The organism is Micromonospora sp. SCSIO 07396 (assembly GCF_053667945.1).
The window spans coordinates 5,375,723-5,398,433 of record NZ_CM132210.1 but is presented as its reverse complement, the minus strand read 5'-3'; the positions used below and the strand labels follow the sequence as shown (position 1 = coordinate 5,398,433).

General features: G+C 73.6%; 22 protein-coding genes. 18 read left to right on the top strand and 4 right to left on the bottom strand.

Annotated elements, in window-relative coordinates:
- Window positions 1–103 precede the first annotated feature (103 nt).
- Window positions 104–1,114: a hypothetical protein gene (locus ACWCHM_RS23230; protein ID WP_454219807.1), complete on the bottom strand. Its 1,011-nt coding sequence runs from the start codon at window positions 1,112–1,114 to the stop codon at window positions 104–106.
- 82 nt (window positions 1,115–1,196) lie between these two features.
- Here ACWCHM_RS23230 and ACWCHM_RS23225 point away from each other — a divergent pair, with 82 nt between their 5' ends.
- A complete protein-coding gene (locus tag ACWCHM_RS23225; RefSeq protein WP_454219806.1) occupies window positions 1,197–2,237 on the top strand; it encodes a S66 family peptidase in 1,041 nt (346 codons plus the stop codon).
- A 24-nt stretch (window positions 2,238–2,261) separates the two neighbouring features.
- Here ACWCHM_RS23225 and ACWCHM_RS23220 read toward each other — a convergent pair whose 3' ends face one another.
- A complete protein-coding gene (locus tag ACWCHM_RS23220) occupies window positions 2,262–2,519 on the bottom strand; it encodes a winged helix-turn-helix domain-containing protein (protein WP_281900490.1) in 258 nt (85 codons plus the stop codon).
- A 211-nt stretch (window positions 2,520–2,730) separates the two neighbouring features.
- Here ACWCHM_RS23220 and ACWCHM_RS23215 point away from each other — a divergent pair, with 211 nt between their 5' ends.
- The 5 genes from ACWCHM_RS23215 to ACWCHM_RS23195 all read left to right on the top strand — a co-directional run bounded on the left by ACWCHM_RS23215 (window position 2,731) and on the right by ACWCHM_RS23195 (window position 10,562).
- Window positions 2,731–3,075: a hypothetical protein gene (locus ACWCHM_RS23215; RefSeq protein ID WP_454219805.1), complete on the top strand. Its 345-nt coding sequence runs from the start codon at window positions 2,731–2,733 to the stop codon at window positions 3,073–3,075.
- 223 nt (window positions 3,076–3,298) lie between these two features.
- Window positions 3,299–6,958 (top strand): transcription-repair coupling factor, encoded by a 3,660-nt coding sequence (gene mfd, locus ACWCHM_RS23210; protein WP_454219804.1) that lies wholly within the window; start codon window positions 3,299–3,301, stop codon window positions 6,956–6,958.
- Window positions 6,959–7,054: 96 nt separating this feature from the next.
- Window positions 7,055–7,840, top strand: coding sequence for a hypothetical protein (locus ACWCHM_RS23205; protein WP_454219803.1), 786 nt, complete (start codon window positions 7,055–7,057; stop codon window positions 7,838–7,840).
- Window positions 7,841–7,842: 2 nt separating this feature from the next.
- On the top strand, window positions 7,843–8,826 hold the full coding sequence (locus ACWCHM_RS23200; RefSeq protein WP_454219801.1) for a nucleoside triphosphate pyrophosphohydrolase: 984 nt from the start codon (window positions 7,843–7,845) through the stop codon (window positions 8,824–8,826).
- 116 nt (window positions 8,827–8,942) lie between these two features.
- The gene (locus ACWCHM_RS23195; RefSeq protein WP_454219800.1) at window positions 8,943–10,562 is read left to right on the top strand and encodes a DUF885 domain-containing protein; all 1,620 of its coding nucleotides are present in this window, start codon (window positions 8,943–8,945) and stop codon (window positions 10,560–10,562) included.
- 12 nt (window positions 10,563–10,574) lie between these two features.
- On the opposite strand, the gene nudC is transcribed toward ACWCHM_RS23195, so the two are convergent.
- A complete protein-coding gene (nudC, locus tag ACWCHM_RS23190; RefSeq protein WP_454219798.1) occupies window positions 10,575–11,408 on the bottom strand; it encodes an NAD(+) diphosphatase in 834 nt (277 codons plus the stop codon).
- Entirely contained in the window at window positions 11,405–12,097 is a 693-nt protein-coding gene (locus ACWCHM_RS23185) for a hypothetical protein (RefSeq protein ID WP_204956471.1), read from the bottom strand. The genes nudC and ACWCHM_RS23185 overlap by 4 nt, the downstream gene beginning before the upstream one ends.
- A gap of 223 nt (window positions 12,098–12,320) precedes the next feature.
- Here ACWCHM_RS23185 and eno point away from each other — a divergent pair, with 223 nt between their 5' ends.
- From eno to ACWCHM_RS23125, 12 genes are all read left to right on the top strand, one after another.
- Entirely contained in the window at window positions 12,321–13,604 is a 1,284-nt protein-coding gene (gene eno / locus ACWCHM_RS23180) for a phosphopyruvate hydratase (RefSeq protein ID WP_454219796.1), read from the top strand.
- A 32-nt stretch (window positions 13,605–13,636) separates the two neighbouring features.
- On the top strand, window positions 13,637–14,260 hold the full coding sequence (locus ACWCHM_RS23175) for a septum formation initiator family protein (RefSeq protein WP_454219794.1): 624 nt from the start codon (window positions 13,637–13,639) through the stop codon (window positions 14,258–14,260).
- Between the two features lie 34 nt (window positions 14,261–14,294).
- Window positions 14,295–14,852, top strand: coding sequence for a DUF501 domain-containing protein (locus ACWCHM_RS23170; protein WP_454219792.1), 558 nt, complete (start codon window positions 14,295–14,297; stop codon window positions 14,850–14,852).
- A 1-nt stretch (window position 14,853) separates the two neighbouring features.
- The gene (locus ACWCHM_RS23165; RefSeq protein WP_204956474.1) at window positions 14,854–15,360 is read left to right on the top strand and encodes an amino-acid N-acetyltransferase; all 507 of its coding nucleotides are present in this window, start codon (window positions 14,854–14,856) and stop codon (window positions 15,358–15,360) included.
- Between the two features lie 87 nt (window positions 15,361–15,447).
- Window positions 15,448–16,689 (top strand): hypothetical protein, encoded by a 1,242-nt coding sequence (locus tag ACWCHM_RS23160; protein WP_454219790.1) that lies wholly within the window; start codon window positions 15,448–15,450, stop codon window positions 16,687–16,689.
- Between the two features lie 224 nt (window positions 16,690–16,913).
- A complete protein-coding gene (locus tag ACWCHM_RS23155; protein WP_454223154.1) occupies window positions 16,914–17,849 on the top strand; it encodes a Ppx/GppA phosphatase family protein in 936 nt (311 codons plus the stop codon).
- Between the two features lie 341 nt (window positions 17,850–18,190).
- Window positions 18,191–18,523, top strand: coding sequence for a PadR family transcriptional regulator (locus ACWCHM_RS23150; protein WP_088642881.1), 333 nt, complete (start codon window positions 18,191–18,193; stop codon window positions 18,521–18,523).
- On the top strand, window positions 18,520–19,581 hold the full coding sequence (locus tag ACWCHM_RS23145) for an HAAS signaling domain-containing protein (RefSeq protein ID WP_454219788.1): 1,062 nt from the start codon (window positions 18,520–18,522) through the stop codon (window positions 19,579–19,581). The genes ACWCHM_RS23150 and ACWCHM_RS23145 overlap by 4 nt, the downstream gene beginning before the upstream one ends.
- A gap of 107 nt (window positions 19,582–19,688) precedes the next feature.
- Window positions 19,689–20,180, top strand: coding sequence for an LppU/SCO3897 family protein (locus ACWCHM_RS23140; protein ID WP_281900470.1), 492 nt, complete (start codon window positions 19,689–19,691; stop codon window positions 20,178–20,180).
- A gap of 237 nt (window positions 20,181–20,417) precedes the next feature.
- Complete coding sequence (locus ACWCHM_RS23135) at window positions 20,418–21,104, top strand: dienelactone hydrolase family protein (protein WP_204957255.1); 687 nt, start codon at window positions 20,418–20,420, stop codon at window positions 21,102–21,104.
- Window positions 21,105–21,152: 48 nt separating this feature from the next.
- A complete protein-coding gene (locus tag ACWCHM_RS23130) occupies window positions 21,153–21,947 on the top strand; it encodes a uracil-DNA glycosylase (protein ID WP_454219786.1) in 795 nt (264 codons plus the stop codon).
- A 19-nt stretch (window positions 21,948–21,966) separates the two neighbouring features.
- A complete protein-coding gene (locus tag ACWCHM_RS23125; RefSeq protein WP_204957257.1) occupies window positions 21,967–22,704 on the top strand; it encodes a DUF4129 domain-containing protein in 738 nt (245 codons plus the stop codon).
- The last annotated feature ends 7 nt before the right edge of the window (window positions 22,705–22,711 follow it).

Below are 22,711 nucleotides of genomic sequence, written 5' to 3'. Positions count from 1 at the left end.
GCTCCTTACGTGAGTACGAAGGACAGCGCTGTCCGACTCCCTGGATGGTATCTGCGTGGCCCGGTCCGGGAGGAAGGGGTTCGGTGTGTCACCTTCCCCACGATCACCGCCCGCCCCGCCCGGCCCCGGCCCGGCGTTCCCGGAACAGGGCGGCGGTGAGCAGGCCGAACAGCCCGAGCGTGACCCAGATGAGCAGCCCGGCCAGCGGCCAGCGGGCCGACCGCCAGTCGAAGTAGACGGCCGATTTGAGTAGGTCGGTGGCGAGGCCGGGGACGTTCCAGCGGTGCATGCCGCGCAGCGCGGCGGGCAGGAACTCGGGGGCGTAGATGCCGCCCGAGCCGGGGTTGCCGAGCACCACCAGCAGCAGGATCACCAGCCCGGTGCCGAGCAGACCCAGCCAGCCCTGCACGGCGGCGGCCACCATCGCGGCGGTGAAGACGGTGAGCATGCCGACCGCCGCCACCGTGACCAGGTCGTGGTCCCAGACGTCGAGGACCGGGCCGACCAGCACCGCGCCGATGGTGCCGAGCAGCACCGCGTGCACGGCCAGCGAGCCGATCCGCAGTCCGGCCCGGCGCAGCCCGCGCGGGGCGGTGCCGAGCGAGACGCCGAGCGCGGTCGAGGCCAGGTAGCCGCCGAGCACCAGCCCGACGGCCAGGTAGAACGGCACCAGGCCACGCGGGTCGTCGGGGGAGACGGGCACCTGGTCGGTGACGGTGAGCGGCACCCCGGCCTGCCGGGCGGCCGGGGTGAGGACCCCGGTGACCAGTTCGGTGGCGGCCGGCGCGGAGGCGCTGGCGGTGGCCAGGGTGAACGTGCCGTCGGGGGCGGAGGTGAGCACGGCGTACACCTGGCGGGCGGTGAGGGCGTCGTCGGCCGTGCCGGGGTCGGCGTACCCGACGGACTTGATCGTGTCGGTGCGGGCCCGTACGGCGGTCAGCAGCGCTTCGGCGCGCTGGTCGCCGGTCACCACCCCGACCGGCACGTCCCGGGGGCGCGGCTGGTGCAACGCGCCCACGTAGGCCGCGATGAACGCGGTGGCCAGCACCAGCGTGCCGAGCAGCAGCGCCGCCGTGCGGGGCAGCCAGTCCCGGGTCCGCGGCTCCTCGTCCACCGGCCCAGCCTATGGCCGCAATGCCCGACCTGTAGGGCTTTGTCGGGCGAAAAGCGCTGGTGGTGGGCGGTAGGTTCCGCTCGTGGCCCTTCCCGCATACCCCACCAAGCCGAAGCCGGGCGACCGGGTCGCGGTGGTCTCCCCCTCCGCCGGCCTGGCGGGTCTCTTCCCGCACGTCTACGAGCTGGGCCTGCGCCGGCTGCGCGAGGAGTTCGGCCTGGAGCCGGTGGAGTACCCCACGACCCGGCAGACCCGGGCCGACCCCCGGGACCGGGCACGCGACCTGACCGCCGCCTTCGCCGACCCGACGGTCACCGCCGTGCTCGCCACCGTCGGCGGCGACGACCTGATCACCGTCACCCCGCACCTCGACGACGCGGTGCTGCGGGCCAACCCGAAGCCCTACTTCGGCTACTCGGACAACACCAACGTCCTCAACCACCTCTACCGGTTGGGGATGGTGGCCTACCACGGCGGCTCGGTGCTGGTGCACCTCGGCCGGCCCGGCGCGCCGCACCCGCTGACCCTCGACTCGCTGCGCGCCGCCCTGTTCACCTCCGACTGGTACGAGCTGACAGCCGCGCCGCAGTGGGGTGACGAGCCGGGCGACTGGCGGAACCCGGCCACACTCGCGGTCGAACCGCCGATGCTGCCCGGCGAGGGCTGGCGCTGGCGGGGCCCGTCGACGGTGGTCGAGGGCCGGACCTGGGGCGGCTGCCTGGAGATCCTGCACTGGCTGATGGCCGCCGACCGGGTCCCGTCGGCCGCCGAGCTGGCCGGCTCGGTGCTCGTCGTCGAGACCTCCAACGAGCTGCCCGACGCGCAGGAGGTGTTCCGGATCATGCGGAACATGGGGGAGCGGGGGCTGCTCGCCGCCTTCCCGGCGGTCGTCGTCGGCCGGCCCAAGGCGTGGGACTTCGACCGACCGCTGCCGGTGGCGGACCGGCTGGCGTGGGGTTCCGCCCAGTGTGGCGCGATCGTCCGGGCGCTCGCCGCCTACCACCCGGACGCGGTGGTGGTCTTCGACGTCGACCTCGGCCACACCGACCCGCAGTTGATCGTCCCGTACGGCGGGGAGATCCGGGTCGACGCGGTCGAACGCCGGATCATGGTGCGCTACTGACGGCTCCGGTCGCCGTGATCCGCGCTACCGGGCATCTCGTTTCAGTACGAAGACACCGGCACCTGGTGCGCCTTCCACCAGTCCGCGCGCCTTGAGCCAGTCGATGGCGGAGCGCACCACCTGGCGCGACACCTCGAACTCCGCGCACAGCTCGGTGCCCGAGGGCAGCTTGCTGCCCGGCGGGTACTCGCCCGACTCGATGCGGTGGGTGAGGGTGTCGATGAGTTGCTGCTTCTTCGTGTAGGCAGGCATGGGCAGACTTCCGTGGCAGGTGAAGCCCATGTGATCACGGTGGCCGGCAGAGCGTCAATCAGGAGTGCTCACAGGTATTGACCTGGCATGACAGGTAGTCATAGGTTGAGGGTGGCGACCGTGGCAGGTCCGCCGCGTCGGTACCGGGTGGCCGTGGCAGGACCGCCCGTCGAAACAGGGCGGCCCGGGGCGGAGCTGGCACTCCGCTCCCCGGGCCTTGACCAGGAAAGGACCCTGGCCCATGGGCAACCTACCGAATTCCCCGCACCTGGTGAGTCCCGTCCGACCGTCGGGCTCCGGCCATCCGCCGTGGTGCCTGCGTGGTCCGGACTGCGCCGGCCCGAACGACCTGCACCTGTCCCGACTCCTCGACGCGGCCGTACACGGCTACGAGGTGATCCAGGTCCGGCTCGGCCTGTGGTGCATGGATATCGGCCCGACCCCGCCGTCCGGGCTGCTGTTGGAGTGCTCGGCCGGCGAGGAGGTCGACCGCTGGCCGATCGGCCTCGCCCAGTCCCGCCGCCTGGCCCGCCTGTCCCACCATCTGATCAGCCAGCTCGACCCGCGCCTGACCCGCGCCGCCTGAACACCTCGGGGGTGGGGCGTCGCAATGTCATGGATGTAGTGGTGTCTGCGAGCGGGGATGCCGCTACATCCGCGACATCAAGATGATCTTGGGTGGGGTGAGGGGCTCCTCGGGTGGGCGGGGATAGGGCGGTGGGCGGGGATAGGCTGGTCGACGTGCACCCCCCGTCCGGCCGGACGAGGGGCAGCAGTCGTGCGCGTCGACTCCCTGGAAGTGATCACTGATGCTCACCGGACTCTTCTCCGCCGCCCTGGCCGACCCCGGGCTTACCCGGGCGCGTGACCTGGCGCGCTCCGGTGCCGCCCAGGTCGACGGGCTGGACCTGACCGCCCCGACCGCGCTGCGCCCGTTCGCCGTGGCCGCCGTCGCCGCCGACCCGGCCGCCGGTGGGGCCGGCCGGCCGGTGCTCGCCGTGACCGCCACCAGCCGGGAGGCCGACGACCTGGCCGCCGCGCTGGGCAGCCTGCTCCCCGCCGGGCAGGTGGCGGTCTTCCCGTCCTGGGAGACGCTGCCGCACGAGCGGCTCTCGCCCCGCTCCGACACCGTCGGCCGGCGGCTGGCCGTGCTGCGCCGCCTCGCCCACCCGGACGCGCCGGGCCCGCACACCGCCCGCGCCGACGGCAACGCCGACGCCGGCCCGCTGCGGGTGGTGGTGGCACCGGTGCGCTCGCTGCTGCAACCGCAGCTCAGGGGCCTCGGTGACCTGGAGCCGGTGCAGCTTTCCACCGGTGAGGAGGCCGACCTGGAGGAGGTCGCCCGCCGGCTCACCGACCTGGCGTACGCCCGGGTCGACCTGGTCACCAAGCGCGGCGAGTTCGCGGTACGCGGCGGCATCCTGGACGTCTTCCCGCCCACCGACGAGCACCCGTCCCGGGTCGAGTTCTGGGGCGACGAGGTGGAGGAGATCCGCACCTTCGCCGTCGCCGACCAGCGCACCATCGAAGGCGTACCGCAGCTCTGGGCCCCGCCGTGCCGGGAGCTGCTGCTGACCCCGGCGGTGCGTCGGCGGGCCGCCGCGCTCGCCGGGGAGCACCCGGAGCTGGTCGAGATCCTCGACAAGCTGGCCGAGGGCATCCCGGTCGAGGGGATGGAGTCGCTGGTGCCGGCGCTGCTCGGCAGCGAGAGCCTGGAACTGCTGGTGGACACCATGCCGGCCGGCACCCACGTGCTGCTGTGCGACCCGGAGCGGATCCGCACCCGGGCGCACGACCTGGTGCGTACCTCGGAGGAGTTCCTCCAGGCGAGCTGGGCCGCGGCCGCCGTCGGTGGCCAGGCCCCGGTCGACCTCGGCGCCGCCGCCTTCAAGTCCCTGGCCGAGGTACGCGCCGCCGCCCGCGCCCTGCGCCAGCCCTGGTGGACCCTCGCCCCGTTCGGACTGGTCGAGGCGGACGCCGCCGCACCGGTCCGGCAGCCCTGGGAGGACGCACCGGCCCAGGCGGACGTGACCCCCGACGACGCGATCGCGGTGAGCCTGGCCGCCCAGCCGGCCCCGCTCTACCACGGTGAGACCGACCGGGTGGTTGACGACCTCAAGCGCTGGACCGGTGAGGGCTGGTCGGTGGCGCTGGTCTTCGAGGGGCACGGTCCCGCCCAACGGGCCGTCGAGGTGCTCCGCGACGCCGGCCTGGGCGCCCGGCTCACCGAGCAGGTGCCGGCCGCGCCCGCCCCCGGCGAGGTGCTGGTCTCCTGCGGCCGCCTGACCGCCGGCTTCGTCGACGAGGCGTCGAAGTTCGTGCTGCTCACCGGCAACGACGTCACCGGCGGCCGGGGCGCCACCACCCGGGACATGCGCAAGATGCCGAGCCGGCGACGCAACACCATCGACCCGCTGGAGCTGAAGGCCGGCGACTTCGTCGTGCACGAGCAGCACGGCATCGGCCGGTACGTCGAGCTGGTGCAACGCACCGTCAACGGCGCGTCCCGGGAATACCTGGTCATCGAGTACGCGGCCAGCAAGCGCGGCCAGCCCGGCGACCGGCTCTTCGTCCCCACCGACCAGCTCGACCAGCTCTCCCGCTACGTCGGCGGCGAACAGCCCACCCTGCACAAGATGGGCGGCTCGGACTGGCAGAAGTCCAAGGCCCGCGCCCGCAAGGCGGTCAAGGAGATCGCCGCCCAGCTCATCCAGCTCTACGCCGCCCGCAAGGCGTCCAAGGGGCACGCGTTCGCCCCGGACTCCCCGTGGCAGCGGGAGCTGGAGGACGCCTTCCCGTGGCAGGAGACGCCCGACCAGCTGGCCGCCATCGAGGAGGTCAAGCGGGACATGGAGCAGACCGTCCCGATGGACCGGCTGATCTGCGGCGACGTCGGGTACGGCAAGACCGAGATCGCCGTCCGGGCGGCGTTCAAGGCGGTGCAGGACGGCAAGCAGGTGGCGGTGCTGGTGCCGACGACGCTGCTGGTGCAGCAGCACTACAACACGTTCGCCGAGCGGATGAACCAGTTCCCGGTGACCATCCGGCAGCTGTCCCGGTTCCAGACCGCCAAGGAGAGTGAGCGGACGCTGGAGATGGTCGCCGACGGCACGGTCGACATCGTCATCGGCACCCACCGGCTGCTCCAGGCGGCGACCCGGTTCAGGTCCCTCGGCATGGTGGTCATCGACGAGGAGCAGCGGTTCGGCGTCGAGCACAAGGAGCACCTCAAGACGCTGCGCGCCTCGGTCGACGTGCTGAGCATGTCGGCCACCCCGATCCCGAGGACGCTGGAGATGGCGATCACCGGCATCCGGGAGATGTCGACCATCGCCACCCCGCCGGAGGAGCGGCACCCGGTGTTGACCTTCGTCGGGGCGTACGACGACCGGCAGGTGGCCGCGTCGATCCACCGGGAGTTGCTCCGCGACGGGCAGGTCTTCTACCTGCACAACCGGGTGGAGTCGATCGACCGGACCGCCCGGAAGCTGCGCGAGCTGGTGCCCGAGGCGCGGGTGGCGGTGGCGCACGGGCAGATGGGCGAGGAGGCCCTGGAGAAGGTGATGGTCGGCTTCTGGGAGAAGGAGTTCGACGTCCTGGTCTGCACCACAATCGTCGAGTCCGGCATCGACATCCCGAACGCCAACACCCTGATCGTGGAGCGGGCCGACCTGCTCGGCCTGGCCCAGCTGCACCAGATCCGGGGTCGGGTCGGCCGGGGCCGGGAGCGGGCGTACGCGTACTTCCTCTATCCGCCGGAGAAGCCGCTCACCGAGCATGCGCACGAGCGGCTGGCCACCATCGCCCAGCACACCGAGCTGGGCGCGGGCATGTACGTGGCGATGAAGGACCTGGAGATCCGGGGCGCCGGCAACCTGCTCGGCGGCGAACAGTCCGGGCACATCGAGGGCGTCGGGTTCGACCTGTACGTCCGGATGGTCGGCGAGGCGGTGTCGGCGTTCAAGGGGGAGAGCGCCGAGGAGGAGACGGACGTCAAGATCGACCTCCCGATCGACGCCCACCTGCCGCACGACTACGTCGGGGTGGAGCGGCTGCGGCTGGAGATGTACCGCAAGCTCGCCGAGGCACGCGACGACGCCCGGCTGCGCGAGGTGGTGGCCGAGATGACCGACCGGTACGGCGAGCCGCCCGCCCCGGTGCAGAACCTGGTCGCGGTGGCCCGGTTCCGGCTGCTGGCCCGCCGGTACGGCCTGACCGACGTGAGCATGCAGGGCAAGCACCTGCGGTTCGGCCCGCTGCCGTTGCCCGATTCCAAGCAGTTGCGGCTCAAGCGCTACCACCCGGACTCGGTCTACAAGCAGGCCACCGACCAGGTCAGCGTGCCCCGGCCGAGCACCCGCCGGGTCGGCGGCGAGCCGCTGCGCGACCAGGCGCTGCTCGACTGGTGCGCCCAACTCCTCTCCGACGTCCTCGGTGAACCGGCCGCGCTGGCGGGGGCGCGGGGATGAGCGGTCCGTCGCCCGCCCGGTGCGGGGCGTCGGGCGGGCCGTGGCGCACGGTGGGCGGCGTCACCGTACACAGGGAGGCATGAGAGAGTGACCGTCATGCGTGCACGCCGTCTCATCGCCGCCGCCAGCGTCGCGGCCCTGGGTGTCCTCTCCCTCACCGCCTGCGGCAAGGCATCTCCTGATGTGGCCGCATACATCGGCGACAGTCGCTACTCGGTGGCCCGGGTCGACGCGATCTACGACGACGCGCAGACGAGGTACGCCGAGGCGGTGCGGCAGAGCGCGGCCCAGTCCGGCCAGACTCCCGGCCCGGAGCAGTTGCGGGCCGGGCTGACCCGGCAGGACGTGGTGAACCTGCTGGTCAGCATCGACCTGGGCAAGCGGGTCGCGGCCGAGAAGAACCTCCAGGTCCCCGACCAGATCACCCCGGACCAGCTGGCCCAGCAGCTCCAGATGCCGCCGCAGGCGGAGTTCGCGAAGCTGTGGGGTGAGTGGGCCGACCTGTTCGTGGTGCTCAGCCAGCAGTTGCCGCCGGCCGACCTGAGCGACGAGTCGGTGATGGCGGTCTACCACGCGATCGAGAAGACCGGCGGCATCGACAAGGGGCTGCCGGTGGCGCAGGTGCGGCAGCTCTTCGGCGACGGCGGTTTCGTCCGCAGCTCCTCGGCGTTGAGCGCCGCGCTGGGCGAGCAGGCCGACAAGGTCGACGTCGAGGTCAACCCCCGCTACCGGCCGCTCGGCGTCCCCGCCTGGGTCAACAAGGGCCAGGAGCTGGTCTTCTACGCGCTGCCGTACATCGACGCGAGTGGCCCGGTGACCGACGTGTCGACCCCCGAGCCGGTCGCCAGCCCGACCCCGGAGCAGGGGCCGGCGGCCTCCTGAGCATGTCCGACCGGATCGTCCTGCTGGTCACCTCACCCCGGTTGCCGGCCGGTCTGCTGACCGCCGCCGCCTGGGACACGCTGCGCGCCGCGCCGGTGCTGACCGGCGCGGAGAGCGCCCAGGTCACGGCGGTACGCGCGGCGGGCGTCCCGGTCACCGTCGTCTCCGCCGGGGCCGGCGACGCGCTGCTCGACGCGGCGGCGGCGCACGGTACGGCGGTCTGGCTGGCCGGCCCGACCGGCGACGAGTCCCTGGCCCGGGAGGTGGGCCTGCGGCTGGCCCGCCAGCCGGGGCTGGCCGAGCTGGAGCTGATGTACGGCTCGTGGGACCCGCCGGGGGCCCGGCTGCTCGACGCGGTCGAGGTGATGGACCGGCTCGCCTCGCCGGGCGGCGACCCGTGGAAGCGGGCGCAGACCCACCGCAGCCTCGCCGGCTTCCTGATCGAGGAGTGCTACGAGGCGTACGACGCGATCAGCGACGGCGACACCGACGCGCTGCGCGAGGAGTTGGGCGACGTGCTGCTCCAGGTGCTGCTGCACGCCCGCCTCGCGGAGAACCTGCCCGAGGACGAGCGGTGGAGCGTTGACGACGTGGCCGGCACCCTGGTCGACAAGATGGTCCGCCGTAACCCGCACGTCTTCTCCGGTGCGCAGGCGGGTTCGCTGGCCGAGATCGAGGCGAACTGGGAGCGGATCAAGCAGGCCGAGAAGGCCCGCGCGTCGGTGCTCGACGGCATCGCCCTGAGCCAGCCCGCCCTGGCCCTGGCGGCCAAGGTGCTGGACCGCGCCGGCCGGGCCGGGCTGACCGTGCCGCCGCCGTCCCCCGACACCCAGCCCGACCCGGAGTCCCGCCTCGGCGCCACCCTGCTGGCCCTGGTCGCCGAGGCCCGCCACGCCGGCCTGGACCCCGAGGCCGCCCTGCGCCGCACCACCCTGGCGCACACCCACACCCTCCGCACCACCGAACCCCCCACTCCGTCGAGTTGATCAAGAGGTATGCGTCATCCCCGCACGCTGCGGTGACGCGAACCTCTTGATCGACGGGGTCGGCGCGCGGCCGGCGCGCGGCCGGTGGGGGCCGGTGGGGTGGGTAGGGTCGGGGGATGGGTGAATTCGTGCCGCTGGCGGAGCGGATCGTCGAGGCCGTGCTGGAGAGCCGACCCGGGTTCGCCACGTCGGCCGGTGACCACCGCTATGACGACCGGCTGCCCGACCTGTCCGCCCCGGCGGTCGCCGCCGACCAGGCGATGCTGCGCGAGGCCGCCGACGCGCTCGCCGAGGTCGACGCGGACTCGCTCGACGTCGAGGAACAGGTCGACCACGCGCTGCTCGCCGCCCTGGTCGACCGGGAACTGTTCGAGCGCAGCGAGATCCGGGCCTTCGAGTGGGACCCGTTGGTGCACAACCCCGGCCCGCTGCTGCACGCCCTGCTCGCCCGCCCGTACGCGCCGGTGGAGCAGCGGCTGGCGCACCTGGTGGGGCGGCTGACCGCCGTACCCGACGCGTTGGCGACCGCACGGGCGACGCTGCGGGACATGCCCCGGGTGCACGCCGAGACGGCGGTCGGGCAGTTCGCCGGCAGCGCCGCGCTGATCCGCGACGAGGTGCCGCTGCTGCTCGCCCAGGCCCCCGCGCTGGCCGGCACGGTGCAGCCGGCGGCGTCGGCGGCGATCGCCGCGCTCGACGAGTTCGTCGGCTGGCTGCGCGCCGGGCTGGCCGCCGACGCCGGGCCGGGCCGCGACCCCCGGCTGGGCCGCCGCCGCTGGGAGGCCCGGCTCTGGCACACCCTCGACACCGAGCTGGGCGCGGCCGAGGTGCAGCGCCGCGCCTGGGCCAACCTGGACCGGGTCACCGCCGAGATCCGCACCGCCGCCGTCGAGCTGGTCGGTGGCCCGTCCGACGACGAGACGGTACGCCGGGCGCTGGACCTGCTCGCCGCCGAGCACCCCGACGACCACTCCATCGTGGACCTCGCCTCGGTCACCCTCGACGAGGCCGTCGACTTCGTCCGGGCGCACGACCTGGTCAGCCTGGTCGACGACCCGTGCGTGATCCAGGAGATGCCGGAGTTCGCCCGGGGCGTCGCGGTGGCCTACTGCGACTCGCCCGGCCCGCTGGAGCCGGCCGACCTGCCCACCTTCTACTGCATCGCGCCCACCCCGGCGGACTGGCCCGCACACCGGGTCGACTCGTTCTACCGGGAGTACAACGACCACATGATCCGCAACCTGACCGTGCACGAGGCGATGCCGGGGCACTTCCTCCAGCTCGCCCACGCCCGCCGGTACGCCGGCCCCACCCGGGTCCGGGCGCTGACCGAGTCGGGGGTGTTCATCGAGGGCTGGGCGGTCTACACCGAGGAGCTGATGGCCGGCCTCGGCTTCGGTGGCCTGCCGGTCCGCCTCCAGCAGCTCAAGATGCAGCTGCGGATGACCATCAACGCGCTGCTCGACCAGCTGGTCCACTGTGACGGGATGACCGAGGCGGACGCGTTGGCGTTGATGACCGAACGCGGCTTCCAGGAGGAGGGTGAGGCGGCCGGCAAGTGGCGGCGGGCGCTGCTCACCTCGACCCAGCTCTCCACGTACTTCGTCGGCTACAGCGAGCTGGCCGACATCGCCGCCGCCCGCCCCGCCGGGGTGCCGCTGCGCCGGTGGCACGACGCGATGCTGGCCCACGACTGCCCGCCGCCACGCCACCTGCGTACCCTGCTCGGCGTCTGAGCCGGCCCGGGTTCAGCCCCGGGCCACGACCGCGTCGATGAGCCAGCGGGAGATCGAGTACGCCGGTGGCAGCTCGGCCGGCAGTGCGTCCACCGGGAACCAGCGGGCCCGCACCAGCTCCCGCCCGTCCACCTCCGGCTCGGCGGTGGGGTCGGCGGCGGTGGCGAAGAAGCCGGCGAGCAACACCCCCGGCCCGGAGATCGCCCAGGGCTGGCTGCCGAAGTAGTCGACGCTGCCCAGGGCCAGCCCCACCTCCTCGGTGACCTCGCGGCGGACCGCCGTCTCCAACGACTCGCCGGCCTCGACGAAGCCGGCGACCAGCGCCCACAGCCCGGTCGGGCCGGACGCGTGCCGCACCAGCAGCAGCTCGGTGGGGCCGCCGACCGGCCCCGGACGGGTGATCGCGGCCAGCACCGCCGGGGAGAGCCGCAGCGGCACGTACAGGTCGCAGGCGGGGCAGCGCCGGGCCGTCCCGCCGGGCAGGTCGGCCAGTTCCGCCCGGCAGGCCCCGCACCAGCGGTGGGTACGCCGGAAGGTGACCACGGCCACCGCCCGCCCGGCGAGCGTGGCGAGCGGTTCGGGCAGCTCGGCGGCGAGCGCCCGCCAACTGCGCCAGCGCCCGGCCGGTCGGGTCGCCTCGTCCGGTGCCGCCGCCGCCCAGGCCGGCACCCCGTCCAGCGTGCCCACCGGCACCCAGCCGGTCCCGGCCGGCAGCTCGCCGACCCGGGGCAGGCCCCCGTCGGGGGTGGTGAGGAGCCGGTGGCCGGCCACCAGCAGGCCCAGGTCGCCGGGCGCGGGCGACGGGTCGGCGGCGGGGGTGGGGTCTGCGGGTGGAGGGACGGTCACGACGTCGCCGGCCGGCGGTCGGTCACCCCGGCGCCGGCGGGCAGGTCGAACGCTGTCGGTGTCACCGAGTCGGTGTAACGGTCCAGGGTCAACTCGACGGGTTGGCCGTCGAGGACCCCGGTGAAGCTGCCGAGCACACCCTCGCTGGTGACGCAGGTGTCGAAGTTCCCGGCGGCCCGGCGGACCTCGACACAGGTGGCGTGGTGCCCGGTGATCGTGGTGTCGGTCTGCTTGACCTGGGCCGCCGGGTCGAGGGCGGCCTCGGTGAGCAGGCCGATCACCGCCGGCGGGGTGACCAGCCCGGCCTTGCGGGCCTCGGTGAACAGCGGCACGGCGGCCTTGCCGGACATCAGCACCGGCGGCTCGACCGTGCAGGTGGTCCGCCCGGCGGTGGTCGCGCACCTGGTGATGGCCTGCTCGGAGACGGTGATCTTGCCGGCCGTCCAGGTGTACGCGGACCGGGCCGGCTCCTTCGTCTGGGCGATGGTGAAGTCCCGGCCACCGGCGAGCCGGTACTCGGCGGTCCAGGTCCGCACCAGCGACTCGTCGAGCCGGGTGGCGAGATCGTTGATCAGATCGGCGCGGCCGAGGGTGCGCCCGGCGTCGTCGAGGGTCTGACAGCCGGTGACGGTGAGCGACGCGATGACCGACACGGCGAGCACGCGGAGGGTGGTCGAGACGGCGGGCATGGCGACCAGCGTGGTCGATCGGGTCCACCCGGCGCAAACCGGTTGCCGGTTCAGGGGTGAGAATCCGGGAATGTCCGTCCCGGCGTACCGATTAGGGGTGGGCTACGTGTCCCCGGACGCCGTGCGGCCGGACGCCGCCCGATACGCTGCGTTCAACACACCTGCCTCAGCCGCACCGTCGCGGCCCGAACCGGATTCGCACACACGAACGAGGAGCGACTCAGTGGCAACCATCGAGGGAATCGTCGCCCGGGAGATTCTCGACTCGCGGGGCAACCCCACGGTCGAGGTCGAGGTAGGGCTGGACGACGGCACGATCGCCCGCGCCGCCGTACCCTCCGGCGCCTCCACCGGCGCCTTCGAAGCGGTCGAACTGCGCGACGGTGACAAGGGCCGCTACCTGGGCAAGGGCGTCGAGAACGCGGTCGCCAACATCGAGGACAAGATCGTCGACCAGCTCATCGGCTACGAGGCCAGCGAGCAGCGGCTGATCGACCAGAAGATGCTCGACCTCGACGGCTCCGACAACAAGGGCGAGCTGGGCGCGAACGCGATCCTCGGGGTCTCGCTGGCGGTGGCCAAGGCCGCGGCCGGCAGCGCCGAGCTGAGCCTGTTCCGCTACCTGGGCGGCCCCAACGCCCACCTGCTGCCGGTGCCGATGATGAACATCCTCAACGGTGGGGCGCACGCCGACTCGAACGTCGACGTGCAGGAATTCATGATCGCGCCGATCGGGGCACCCAGCTTCCGGGAGGCGCTGCGCTCCGGGGCCGAGGTCTACCACGCGCTGAAGTCGGTGCTCAAGAAGAAGGAGCTCTCCACCGGCCTGGGTGACGAGGGCGGCTTCGCCCCCAACCTGCCCAGCAACGCCGCCGCGCTGGACCTGATCGCCGAGGCGGTCGAGAAGGCCGGCTACCGGCTGGGCACCGACATCGTCTTCGCCCTCGACGTGGCCGCCACCGAGTTCTTCGACAACGGCACCTACACGTTCGAGAGCGCGGCCAAGAGCGCCGAGGAGATGAGCAACTACTACACCAAGCTCATCGGCGACTACCCGATCGTCTCCATCGAGGACCCGCTGGCCGAGGACGACTGGAGCGGCTGGGCCACCCTGACCGCCGCCGTCGGCGACCGGATCCAGATCGTCGGCGACGACCTGTTCGTCACCAACCCGCAGCGCATCGCCCGGGGCATCACCGAGAAGGCCGCCAACGCGGTGCTCGTCAAGGTCAACCAGATCGGCTCGCTGACCGAGACGCTGGACGCCGTCGACCTGGCCCACCGGGCCGGCTTCACGTGCATGATGAGCCACCGCTCCGGCGAGACCGAGGACACCACCATCGCCGACCTGGCCGTGGCCACCGGCTGCGGCCAGATCAAGACCGGTGCCCCGGCCCGGTCCGACCGGGTCGCCAAGTACAACCAGCTCCTGCGGATCGAGGAGGAGTTGGGCGACGCGGCGCGGTACGCCGGCGTCGGCGCGTTCCCGCGTTACCGTTCGGCCTGACCCGGGCGAACCTCGGGGGGAGGGGTGTGACGATGCAGCAGCGCCGCACACCGGGTGGCCAGCGCCCGGCCCGCCGGCCGACCGGTCGGCCGGGCGGGGCCCGGGGCGCCCGCACGCCGGTGCGCGACGGCGGGGTCCGTGCCGAGACGCGGACCACCGCGGCCCGCTCGCGCGGTGTCGACGGTGTCCGGTCGGCCAACCGCCCGGCGGCGGCCCGCCGCACGGCGGCCGGCGGCACCATCCGCCGGCTCACCGCACCCCACCCCCGACGGTTCACCGGGCGGGCCACCGTCCTGTTCGCGGTGCTGCTCGCGCTCGCCCTGGCCTACACCTACCCGGTCCGGGTCTACCTCGACCAGCAGGTCGACATCGAGCGGATGGAGGCCAGCCAGGCCGCCCAACGCGAGGAGATCGCCGAGCTGTCCGCCCAGGCGGCGAAGTGGCAGGACCCCGAATACATCAAGATCAAGGCGCGGGAACGGTTCTACATGGTGGCCCCGGGCGAGACGCCGGTGATCGTGCTCAACGACGCGGACGGAGCGGCCCGTGACGCCAACGGCGGTCGGCCGCCAGCCCCGCCCAAGGCCCCCGTCCCCTGGTACGACACCCTGTGGTCGAGCGTCCGGGCGGCGAACGGCGAAGCCGCCGACCAGTGAGCAGCACCCGCGTACCGAACGAGAGATGGGCACCGTGACTGTCGTACCACCGCAGGAGCCGGCGGCGGACTCCGTACCCCCGCCGGAGCACCAGCCGGCCACCGAGGCCGACCTGGCCGCGGTGGCCGCGCAGCTCGGTCGCCCGCCCCGGGGCACCCGGGCGGTGGCCCACCGCTGCCCGTGCGGCCTGCCCGACGTGGTGCAGACGACGCCCCGGCTGGCCGACGGCACCCCCTTCCCGACGCTGTTCTACCTGACCTGCCCCCGGGCGACGGCGGCGTGCAGCCGGCTGGAGTCGGCCGGGCTGATGAAGGAGATGGCCGAGCGGCTCGCCGACGACCCGGAACTGGCCGTCCGGTACCGGGCCGCGCACGAGGACTACCTGGCCCGCCGGGCCGCGATCGGCGAGGTGCCGGAGATCGCCGGCATCTCCGCCGGGGGGATGCCCGGCCGGGTGAAGTGCCTGCACGTGCACGTGGGCCACGCGCTCGGCGCCGGGCCCGGCGTCAACCCGTTCGGCGACGAGACGCTCGCCCTGGTGGAGAAGTGGTGGGCGGCCGGGCCGTGCGTGGACGTGCCGACGGCGCAGTGAGATGACCGACGAGATCGTGGTACGCCGGGCCCGCACCGGCGACGTACGCGGCATCCGCCGGCTGGTCGACACCTACACCGACGACCGGCGGCTGCTCAGCAAGGCCACCGTCACCCTCTACGAGGACGTGCAGGAGTTCCGGGTCGCGGTGACCGCCGACGGGCGGGTGGTCGGCTGCGGCGCGCTGCACGTGATGTGGGAGGACCTCGCCGAGATCCGCACCGTGGCCGTCGACCCGGCCTGCCGGGGGCGGCGGCTCGGCCACCGGATCGTCACCGAGCTGATCGACGCCGCCCGGGAACTGGGCATCGCCCGGATCTTCGTGCTCACCTTCGAGACGGCGTTCTTCGGCGCGTTCGGGTTCACCGAGATCGACGGCGCACCGGTGCCCCAGCCCGTCTACGAGCAACTGCTGCGCTCCTACGACGAGGGTGTCGCCGAGTTCCTCGACCTGGAACGGGTCAAGCCGAACACCCTGGGCAACACCCGGATGCTGCTGCGCCTCTAACCGTCGGGCGGGCCCGGGCCCGGTGCTGCTGCCCGGCGGCGCGCAGAGACCCGGCCCGGTCTTGACCCGGCCCGGCACCCTGGGCCGGTGACGATCCTGCGTCGGTTGGTTGCGGTGCCCGCCGCCCTGGTGACCCTGTTCGCGCTGGTGGGCGTGGCCCGGCTGATCGCCCCGGCGACCGGTGGCGTCGACCGCCAGCCGCCCGGGGTGGACCGGCAACTCGACTACCTGCGCGCCGAACTGGACGACGGTGCCGGTGAGGACGCCCAGGCGATGTTCCCGGAGGGCTGGTTCTTCGCCCACGCGCTGTACGGGCTGGCCCGGGTGGAGACCGGCCTGCGGCAACCACCGCAGGAGCGCGACGAGGCGCTGCGGGAGGCCCGGTGGGCGCTGGCCCGGCTGGAGTCCCCGGCCGGCACGGCCCCGTTCAGCCCCGACCTGACCCCGGCGTACGGCGTCTTCCACGCCGGCTGGACGAACTGGCTGCGCGGCGGGGAGCTCGCCCTGCAACCGACGTCGGGGCGGGACCCGGCCGAGGTACGCCGGTTCGCCGAGACGTCGGCGACGCTGGCCGCCGCGTTCGACGCCTCGGCCACGCCGTACCTCGCCGCCTACCCGGGGCAGGCGTGGCCGGTCGACTCGACGGTGGCGGTGGCCTCGCTGCGGCTGCACGACCACCTGCTGCCGCCCCGGTTCGAGCGGACCACGGCACGCTGGCTGGACGGCGTACGCCAGCGGCTCGACCCGCGTACCAGCCTGCTGCCGCACCGGGTCGACCCGGGCAGCGGTGCGCCGGCCGAGGTGGCCCGGGGCACCTCGCAGAGTGTCATCCAGCGGTTCCTGCCGGAGATCGACCCGACCTTCGCCCGCGACCAGTACCTGCGCTTCCGCACCGGGTTCGTGGTGTCCCCGCTGGGGCTCGGCCCGGCCGTGCGGGAGTACCCGCGCGGCCTGGACGGCCCGGGTGACGTCGACTCCGGTCCGCTGCCGCTCGGGGTGAGCTTCTCGGCCACCGTGGTGACCCTCGGGGCGGCCCAGGTGCAGGGCGACGACGCGCTGGCCGGGGCGCTGGCCAACTACGGCGAACTGGTCGGCTTCCCGCTGGACACCCCGCACACCCGCCGGTACGCCTTCGGCCTGCTCCCGATCGGTGACGCCTTCCTGGCCTGGTCGAAGACCGCCCGCCCATGGGTCTCCGCGCCCGCCGACCCGCCACCGGCGACCGTGGACCCGTGGTGGCGCGCGCCGCTGGTGGCGCTGCTGGTGCTGCTCGCCGTGCTGGCCTGGGCACCGTGGCTGCTACTGCGACGACTCTCCCGGCGTCGGTGACCGCTGCCGTTCGATGCCGGCCGTTGCCGGCCGGCGGTTGCGCGCGGTCGGTGCCCCCGGGGCTGGTCGGGCGCTACGCGTGCCTGGTCGGCGCTGCCGTGCGTGGTCGGGCGCGGTGCGTGCCCGGTCGGCGCTGCCGCGCGTGGTCGGGCGCGGTGCGTGCCCGGTCGGCGCTGCCGCGCGTGGTCGGCGGCTGCCGTAGGGTTGCTGCCGTGACGACGCGTGTGGCCGCCATCGACTGCGGGACCAACTCCATCCGCCTGCTGGTTGCCGACCTGCCCGACCCGTCGGCCGGGCCGCAGGCCCCGCTGGTCGACCTGGCCCGTCGGATGGAGATCGTCCGGCTCGGGCAGGGCGTCGACCGCACCGGCCGGTTGGCCCCGGAGGCGATCGAGCGGACCCGGGTGGCGCTGGCCGGGTACGCCGCGGAGATCGACAAGCTGGGCGTCGACCGGGTCCGGATGTGCGCCACCTCGGCGTCCCGCGACGCCAGCAACGCGGCCGACTTCCGGGCCATGGTCACCCAGACCCTCGGGGTCGCGCCCGAGGTGGTCAGCGGCGACGAGGAGGCCCGGCTGTCGTTCACCGGCGCGGTCCGGGGGCTGCCCGCCGACGCGGAGCCGCCGTACCTGGTGGTCGACATCGGCGGTGGTTCGACCGAGTTCGTGGTGGGCACCCGCGAGGGTGGGGTGCAGTCGGCGATCTCGGTCGACATCGGCTGCGTCCGGATGACCGAGCGGCACCTGCACGGCGACCCGCCGACAGTCGACGAGGTCGCCGCCGCGCAGGCCGACATCGCCGCCGCAGTGGACCTGGCGCTCGCCGCCGTCCCGGGTCGCGAAGCCGCCACGCTGGTCGGCCTCGCCGGGTCGGTCACCACCGTCGTCGCCATCGCCCAGGACCTCCAGGAGTACGACCCGGAGCGCATCCACCACGCCCGGGTGTCGTACGAGCGGGTGGTCGGGGTGACCGCCGACCTGCTGGCGAAGACCGCCGCGCAGCGGCTGGCGATCCCGGTGATGCACCCGGGCCGGGCGGACGTGATCGGGGCGGGTGCGCTGGTGCTCAAGGTGATCATGGAGCGGGCCGGGATGTCCTCGGTGGTCGCCTCCGAACACGACATCCTCGACGGCATCGCCTGGAGCCAGCAACCCGCCTGACGCCTGACCACCACCCTTTCTCCGGCCCTCTCCGCCCTCGCCCGCTCGACATCGAGCCTGGCGATCAAGAGATTTGCGTCAAAACCCCGTCGGATCATGACGCAAACCTCTTGATCACGGGGCAAGGGCGTGGTGATCAAGAGGTTTGCGTCGGGAATCTGGGCGGGGATGACGCGAACCTCTTGATCACCGGGGCCGGGGGCCGGGGAAGCGGGGAGGGGAGCGGGTGCGGGGCGGGGAGTGGGGGCGGGGGGCGGCACTGGGTGGCCGGGGAGGGCGGGGGGCCGGGCCTGGTATTGCGTTGTTGACGGTACTTCGCACTGCGCAGTAGTGTGTGTTGCGTGGACACCACACAACTGCTCAAAGGTGTGCTCGACCTGGCCGTGCTCGCCGTGCTGCGGGATTCCGACGGTTACGGCTACGACATCCTGCGCCGGCTGCGCGAGGCCGGGCTGGAGGAGGTGGGCGACGCCTCGGTCTACGGCACCCTGCGCCGGCTCTTCGCCGCCGGCCTGCTCACCACCTATGTCGTGCCGAGCGAGGCCGGCCCGCACCGCAAGTACTACGCGCTCAACGCCGCCGGCCGTGACCAGCTCACCCGCTCCGGCAAGACCTGGCGCGCGTTCGCCACGACGATGGACCAACTGCTCGACGATCGGGGGATGGCGGCATGACCGTCACTGGGCAGGAAATCACGGACTACGTCGAGCGGGTGCGGGCGGCGCTTGCCGACCTGCCACCGCAGACCCGCGAGGAGTTGACCGAGGATCTACCCGAACACCTCGCCGAGGTCGCCGCCGAGGCCGACGGTTCGCTGGTCGACCGGCTCGGCACCCCCGAGGCGTACGCGGCGGAGCTGCGCGCCGCCGCCGGAGCGGGTGACCCGGCGGCCGGCCGGCGGGCGCTGGAACGGCGGATCGCCACTGTGCTGGGGCGGGCCCGCGCCCGGGTCGACCGGTTCGACGCCCAGCTCGGCCCGGTGTTCGGCCACGCCACGGCGGGGGAGTTCCTGCGGCTGCTGCGCCCGGCGTGGTGGGTGGCCCGCGCCTACCTGGCCGCGATGCTGCTCACCGCGATCAGCACCGACGGCCCGCTCGGCCTGCTGCCCCGGCTCGACGGCCACGGGTTCGTCGGCCTGCTGATGTTCGTCGGCCTGCTGTACGGCTCCGTCTGGTTGGGGCGACGCACCCACGAGCTGCGGTCCTGGCGGCGCTGGGCGTTGCACGCCAGTTCGGCGGTGCTGGCGCTGTTCGCGGTCGCCGCGGTGGCGGACGTGGACGACCACGCCCGCTCCGGCTACGACTACGGCTACGAGTCGACCTCGGTGGACAACCCCTACAACGAGGTGCAGGACGTCTACGTCTACGACAGCGAGGGGCGGTTGGTGGAGAACGCCAGGCTCTTCGACCAGAACGGCACCCCGATCCGGTTGGGCTGGCCGGCCTGCGACGATCCCGCCCTGCCCGACGTCAACCCGGTGCAGCGTGGCTACCCGTACTGCCCGCAGCAGGCGCCGTTCCGGCCGCATCCGCCGGCCGCCGTCCCGCTGCCGCCCGGGTCCGGCGGGTCGCCCACGCCGACCGGGCCCGGTCCGGAGCCGACGGCCACCGGGCCGGAGGTGACGCCGACGGCCACCGTACCGGGCGCTCCGGTGCCCACCGCATCCGTGCCGGTCGGGTCACCCTCGGTGTCCGGGTCGGCGGGGGTGCCTCTGCCCACCACCACCGGTTGACCTGTCGTTCCTGGGAAATGGCTGAACGGACGATGGGGACGGGGCAGCACGCGCTGATCTTCGTCGCTACGTTGTCGTCTGCTCATCCCCCCTCGGAAGGAAATTCAGTGTCAGAGCAGGTCGCATCGTCCCCCGCGCCGCAGGCGGAGCAGGTGGCCCAGTCCGAGTCGGTCACCCCGGCCCCCGCCGCACAGCCGGAGGAGCCGAAGGGTGGCGGCGCGAAGAAGGCGCTCGGCATCATCGGCGCGATCGTCGCCTTCCTGGTGATCGCGGCGCTGAAGTTCGGCGTCGCCAGCGCCATCGGCAACTTCCTCAACCCCGACGAGACGGCCGAGGCGAAGGCCGGCGACTGCATCGCCGAGCTGCCGGAGGTGACCGGCACGCAGGAGAAGTCGGTGAGCGACGCCAAGGTGGTCACGTGCACCTCGACCGAGGCCGTCTACAACGTGGTCGGCCGGGTGGAGGAGCAGACCGAGGCGCAGGCCAAGACCGGCAAGGCGTGCGAGCAGTACATCAAGGAGGGTGAGGACGGCTACGTCTTCTACAACATCGCCCCGGGCGGCAAGGGCTACCTGCTCTGCCTGACCAAGAAGGCCTGACCGGCAGGCCCAGCGGCCAGGTCGGGGCACGGATAGCCCGGCCGGACGACGATCCGCCGACGGCGGCGCGGGAATCCCGCGCCGCCGTCGGCGTGTTGCATGCCACCGTCCGGTGAACGGGAGGTATATGCCACTGTTCCGGCATCTTCCCGGCACGCGTACGGCGTGGCAGGCTACCGACACGTAGGAACGCCCTGCGACCAGCCAACGATGACTGACCGACAGGAGGACGGGCCGATGGGTGAGATGGTGCGTTACCGCCGTGACGCGGGGACCGGCGAGGGGTATCTCGCGATACCGTCCAGCGGCACGGCCAGCCCGGCGGTCATCGTCATCCAGGACTGGTGGGGCCTCGTCCCGCACATCCGTTCGGTGGTGGACCGGTTCGCCGACGCCGGCTTCGTCGCGCTGGCCCCCGACTTCCGGCACGGCCAGCCGGCCAGCAAGCCGAGCGAGCCCCGGCAGATGCTCAACAGCACCCAGATGGACGAGGCGGCGGCCGACATCGCCGTGGCGGCGGAATACCTGGCCGGCCGGGCCGAGGTGACCGGCAAGGTGGGCTGCGCCGGGTTCTGCGCCGGGGCCAGCCTGGCGCTGTGGGCGGCCACCCGGGCCGAGCGGATCGTCGCCACCGCCGCCTTCTATCCCCGGCTGCCGTGGGACGGGATGCCCGCCGAGTGGACCGACTACGCGGGCAAGGCGGCCGTCGTGCACTGCTCCGAGGCCGACGGCCTGTCCGCCGCCGACGGCGTGCAGACCGTGCGCCGGGCCGTGGAGAACGCCGGCGGCACCTGCCAGACGTACGACTACCCGGGCACCGCGCACGCGTTCTTCAACGAGGACCGGCCGGAGAACTTCGACCAGCGGGCCGCCGCCACCGCCTGGGCCCGTACCCTCGAACTCTTCCGGGCCAAGCTTGGCTGAGCGCCGGTCAGCCGACGGGCGGGGGCGTTGACGGTGCCCGGGCCGGCCGTGTCCCGTACCCCCGCCGAGGTGGTCGCCCGCGCCGCGCGGGCGACCGACCTGGCCGACCTCGACGGCGCGATCACCGACTGCTTCGCCTGCCCCCGGCTGGTCGACTGGCGGGAGGAGGTCGCCCGCACCAGGCGGGCCGCGTTCCGCGACCAGGACTACTGGGGTCGCCCGGTGCCCGGCTTCGGTGCCCCGGACAACCGTGCCGGGCGCGGTGGCGCGGGCCCGCCGGCCACCGGGCCGGGTCCGGCGTCCGAGGCCCGGATCGCCATCCTCGGGCTGGCCCCGGCGGCGCACGGGGGCAACCGGACCGGCCGGGTCTTCACCGGGGACCGCTCCGGCGACGTGCTCTTCGCCGCCCTGCACCGCGCCGGGCTGGCCAACCAACCCACCAGCGTCGCCGCCGACGACGGTCTCACCCTGGCCGGCGTGCGGATCTTCGCCGCCGTGCGCTGCGCCCCGCCGGACAACAAGCCCACGCCGGCCGAGCGGGACACCTGCGCCCCCTGGGTGCACCGGGAGGTGGCGCTGATCCGACCCACCCTGCGGGTGGTCGTCGCGCTCGGCGCGTTCGCCTGGGCGGCGTGGTGGCCGGTGCTACGCCAGGTGTACGGCGTCCGGCCGCCCAGCCCGCGACCGGTCTTCGGCCATGGGGCACACTGGTCCGGGTCGGCCGCTCCCGATCTGCTCGGTTGCTACCACGTCAGCCAGCAGAACACCTTCACCGGGCGGTTGACCACACAGATGCTGGACGATGTGTTCGCCCGGGCGAAACAGCTCGCGGGGGTGGACTGAGCAGCGTGGGACGGTGGCGATGGACCTCGGCGTACTGCGCAGGTGGTGGCCCGTCGCCCTGGTGACGCTGCTGCTGCTCGCCGCCGCGCTCGCCGCCGGGCACTCCTCGATCGGCGCGAGCCGCATCCCGCCGGCCGCCGACAACATCCCGTACGTCCCGGACTACCCCACGGCGGAGCCGGCCGCGTCGATCCCGATCGAGCCGCGTACCGAGGCCGCGCAGACCCGGCCGAGCGTCCCGCAGTGGATCGCCACGGCCGCGATCGTGCTGCTCGCCACGGCGATCCTGGCCGCCCTCGGCTACCTGGCCTTCACCCTGCTGCGCGGCGCGTTGCGGCGGACCACCCGGACGGTCCCGGTGGCGCGGGCCCGACGTACCGCCGAGGGCACCGCGCGGGAGGTGGTGGCCGCGCTCGACGCCGGTCTGGAGGAGTTGGACGACGCCGACACCGACCCGCGTACGGCCGTCATCGCCTGCTGGGTGCGGCTGGAGGAGGCCGCCACCGAGGCGGGCGTGCCGAGGCTCACCGGGGACACCCCGACCGACCTGGTGACCCGGCTGCTGCGCGGCGACCCGGCGGCCGGGGTGCCCGCGATCGCCAGCGCCGACGTGCTGGACGGCTTCGCCCACGTCTACCGCGAGGCCCGCTACGCCACCCGCAGCGTCGACGCGCGGATGCGGGACCAGGCCCGGGGGGCGCTGCGCCGGCTGCGCGGTGAACTCGCCGCCCTGGCCGACCCGCAGGTGCCGGCGTGACCGCCCG

Bases quoted from the DNA above. Each gene is read 5' to 3' on its own strand.
- ACWCHM_RS23220 (WP_281900490.1), bottom strand. From the start codon at position 2,519: ATGGGCTTCACCTGCCACGGAAGTCTGCCCATGCCTGCCTACACGAAG.
- ACWCHM_RS23215 (WP_454219805.1), top strand. From the start codon at position 2,731: ATGGGCAACCTACCGAATTCCCCGCACCTGGTGAGTCCCGTCCGACCG.
- mfd (WP_454219804.1), top strand. From the start codon at position 3,299: ATGCTCACCGGACTCTTCTCCGCCGCCCTGGCCGACCCCGGGCTTACC.
- ACWCHM_RS23205 (WP_454219803.1), top strand. From the start codon at position 7,055: ATGCGTGCACGCCGTCTCATCGCCGCCGCCAGCGTCGCGGCCCTGGGT.
- ACWCHM_RS23200 (WP_454219801.1), top strand. From the start codon at position 7,843: ATGTCCGACCGGATCGTCCTGCTGGTCACCTCACCCCGGTTGCCGGCC.
- ACWCHM_RS23195 (WP_454219800.1), top strand. From the start codon at position 8,943: ATGGGTGAATTCGTGCCGCTGGCGGAGCGGATCGTCGAGGCCGTGCTG.
- ACWCHM_RS23185 (WP_204956471.1), bottom strand. From the start codon at position 12,097: ATGCCCGCCGTCTCGACCACCCTCCGCGTGCTCGCCGTGTCGGTCATC.
- ACWCHM_RS23175 (WP_454219794.1), top strand. From the start codon at position 13,637: ATGCAGCAGCGCCGCACACCGGGTGGCCAGCGCCCGGCCCGCCGGCCG.
- ACWCHM_RS23165 (WP_204956474.1), top strand. From the start codon at position 14,854: ATGACCGACGAGATCGTGGTACGCCGGGCCCGCACCGGCGACGTACGC.
- ACWCHM_RS23145 (WP_454219788.1), top strand. From the start codon at position 18,520: ATGACCGTCACTGGGCAGGAAATCACGGACTACGTCGAGCGGGTGCGG.
- ACWCHM_RS23135 (WP_204957255.1), top strand. From the start codon at position 20,418: ATGGGTGAGATGGTGCGTTACCGCCGTGACGCGGGGACCGGCGAGGGG.
- ACWCHM_RS23125 (WP_204957257.1), top strand. From the start codon at position 21,967: ATGGACCTCGGCGTACTGCGCAGGTGGTGGCCCGTCGCCCTGGTGACG.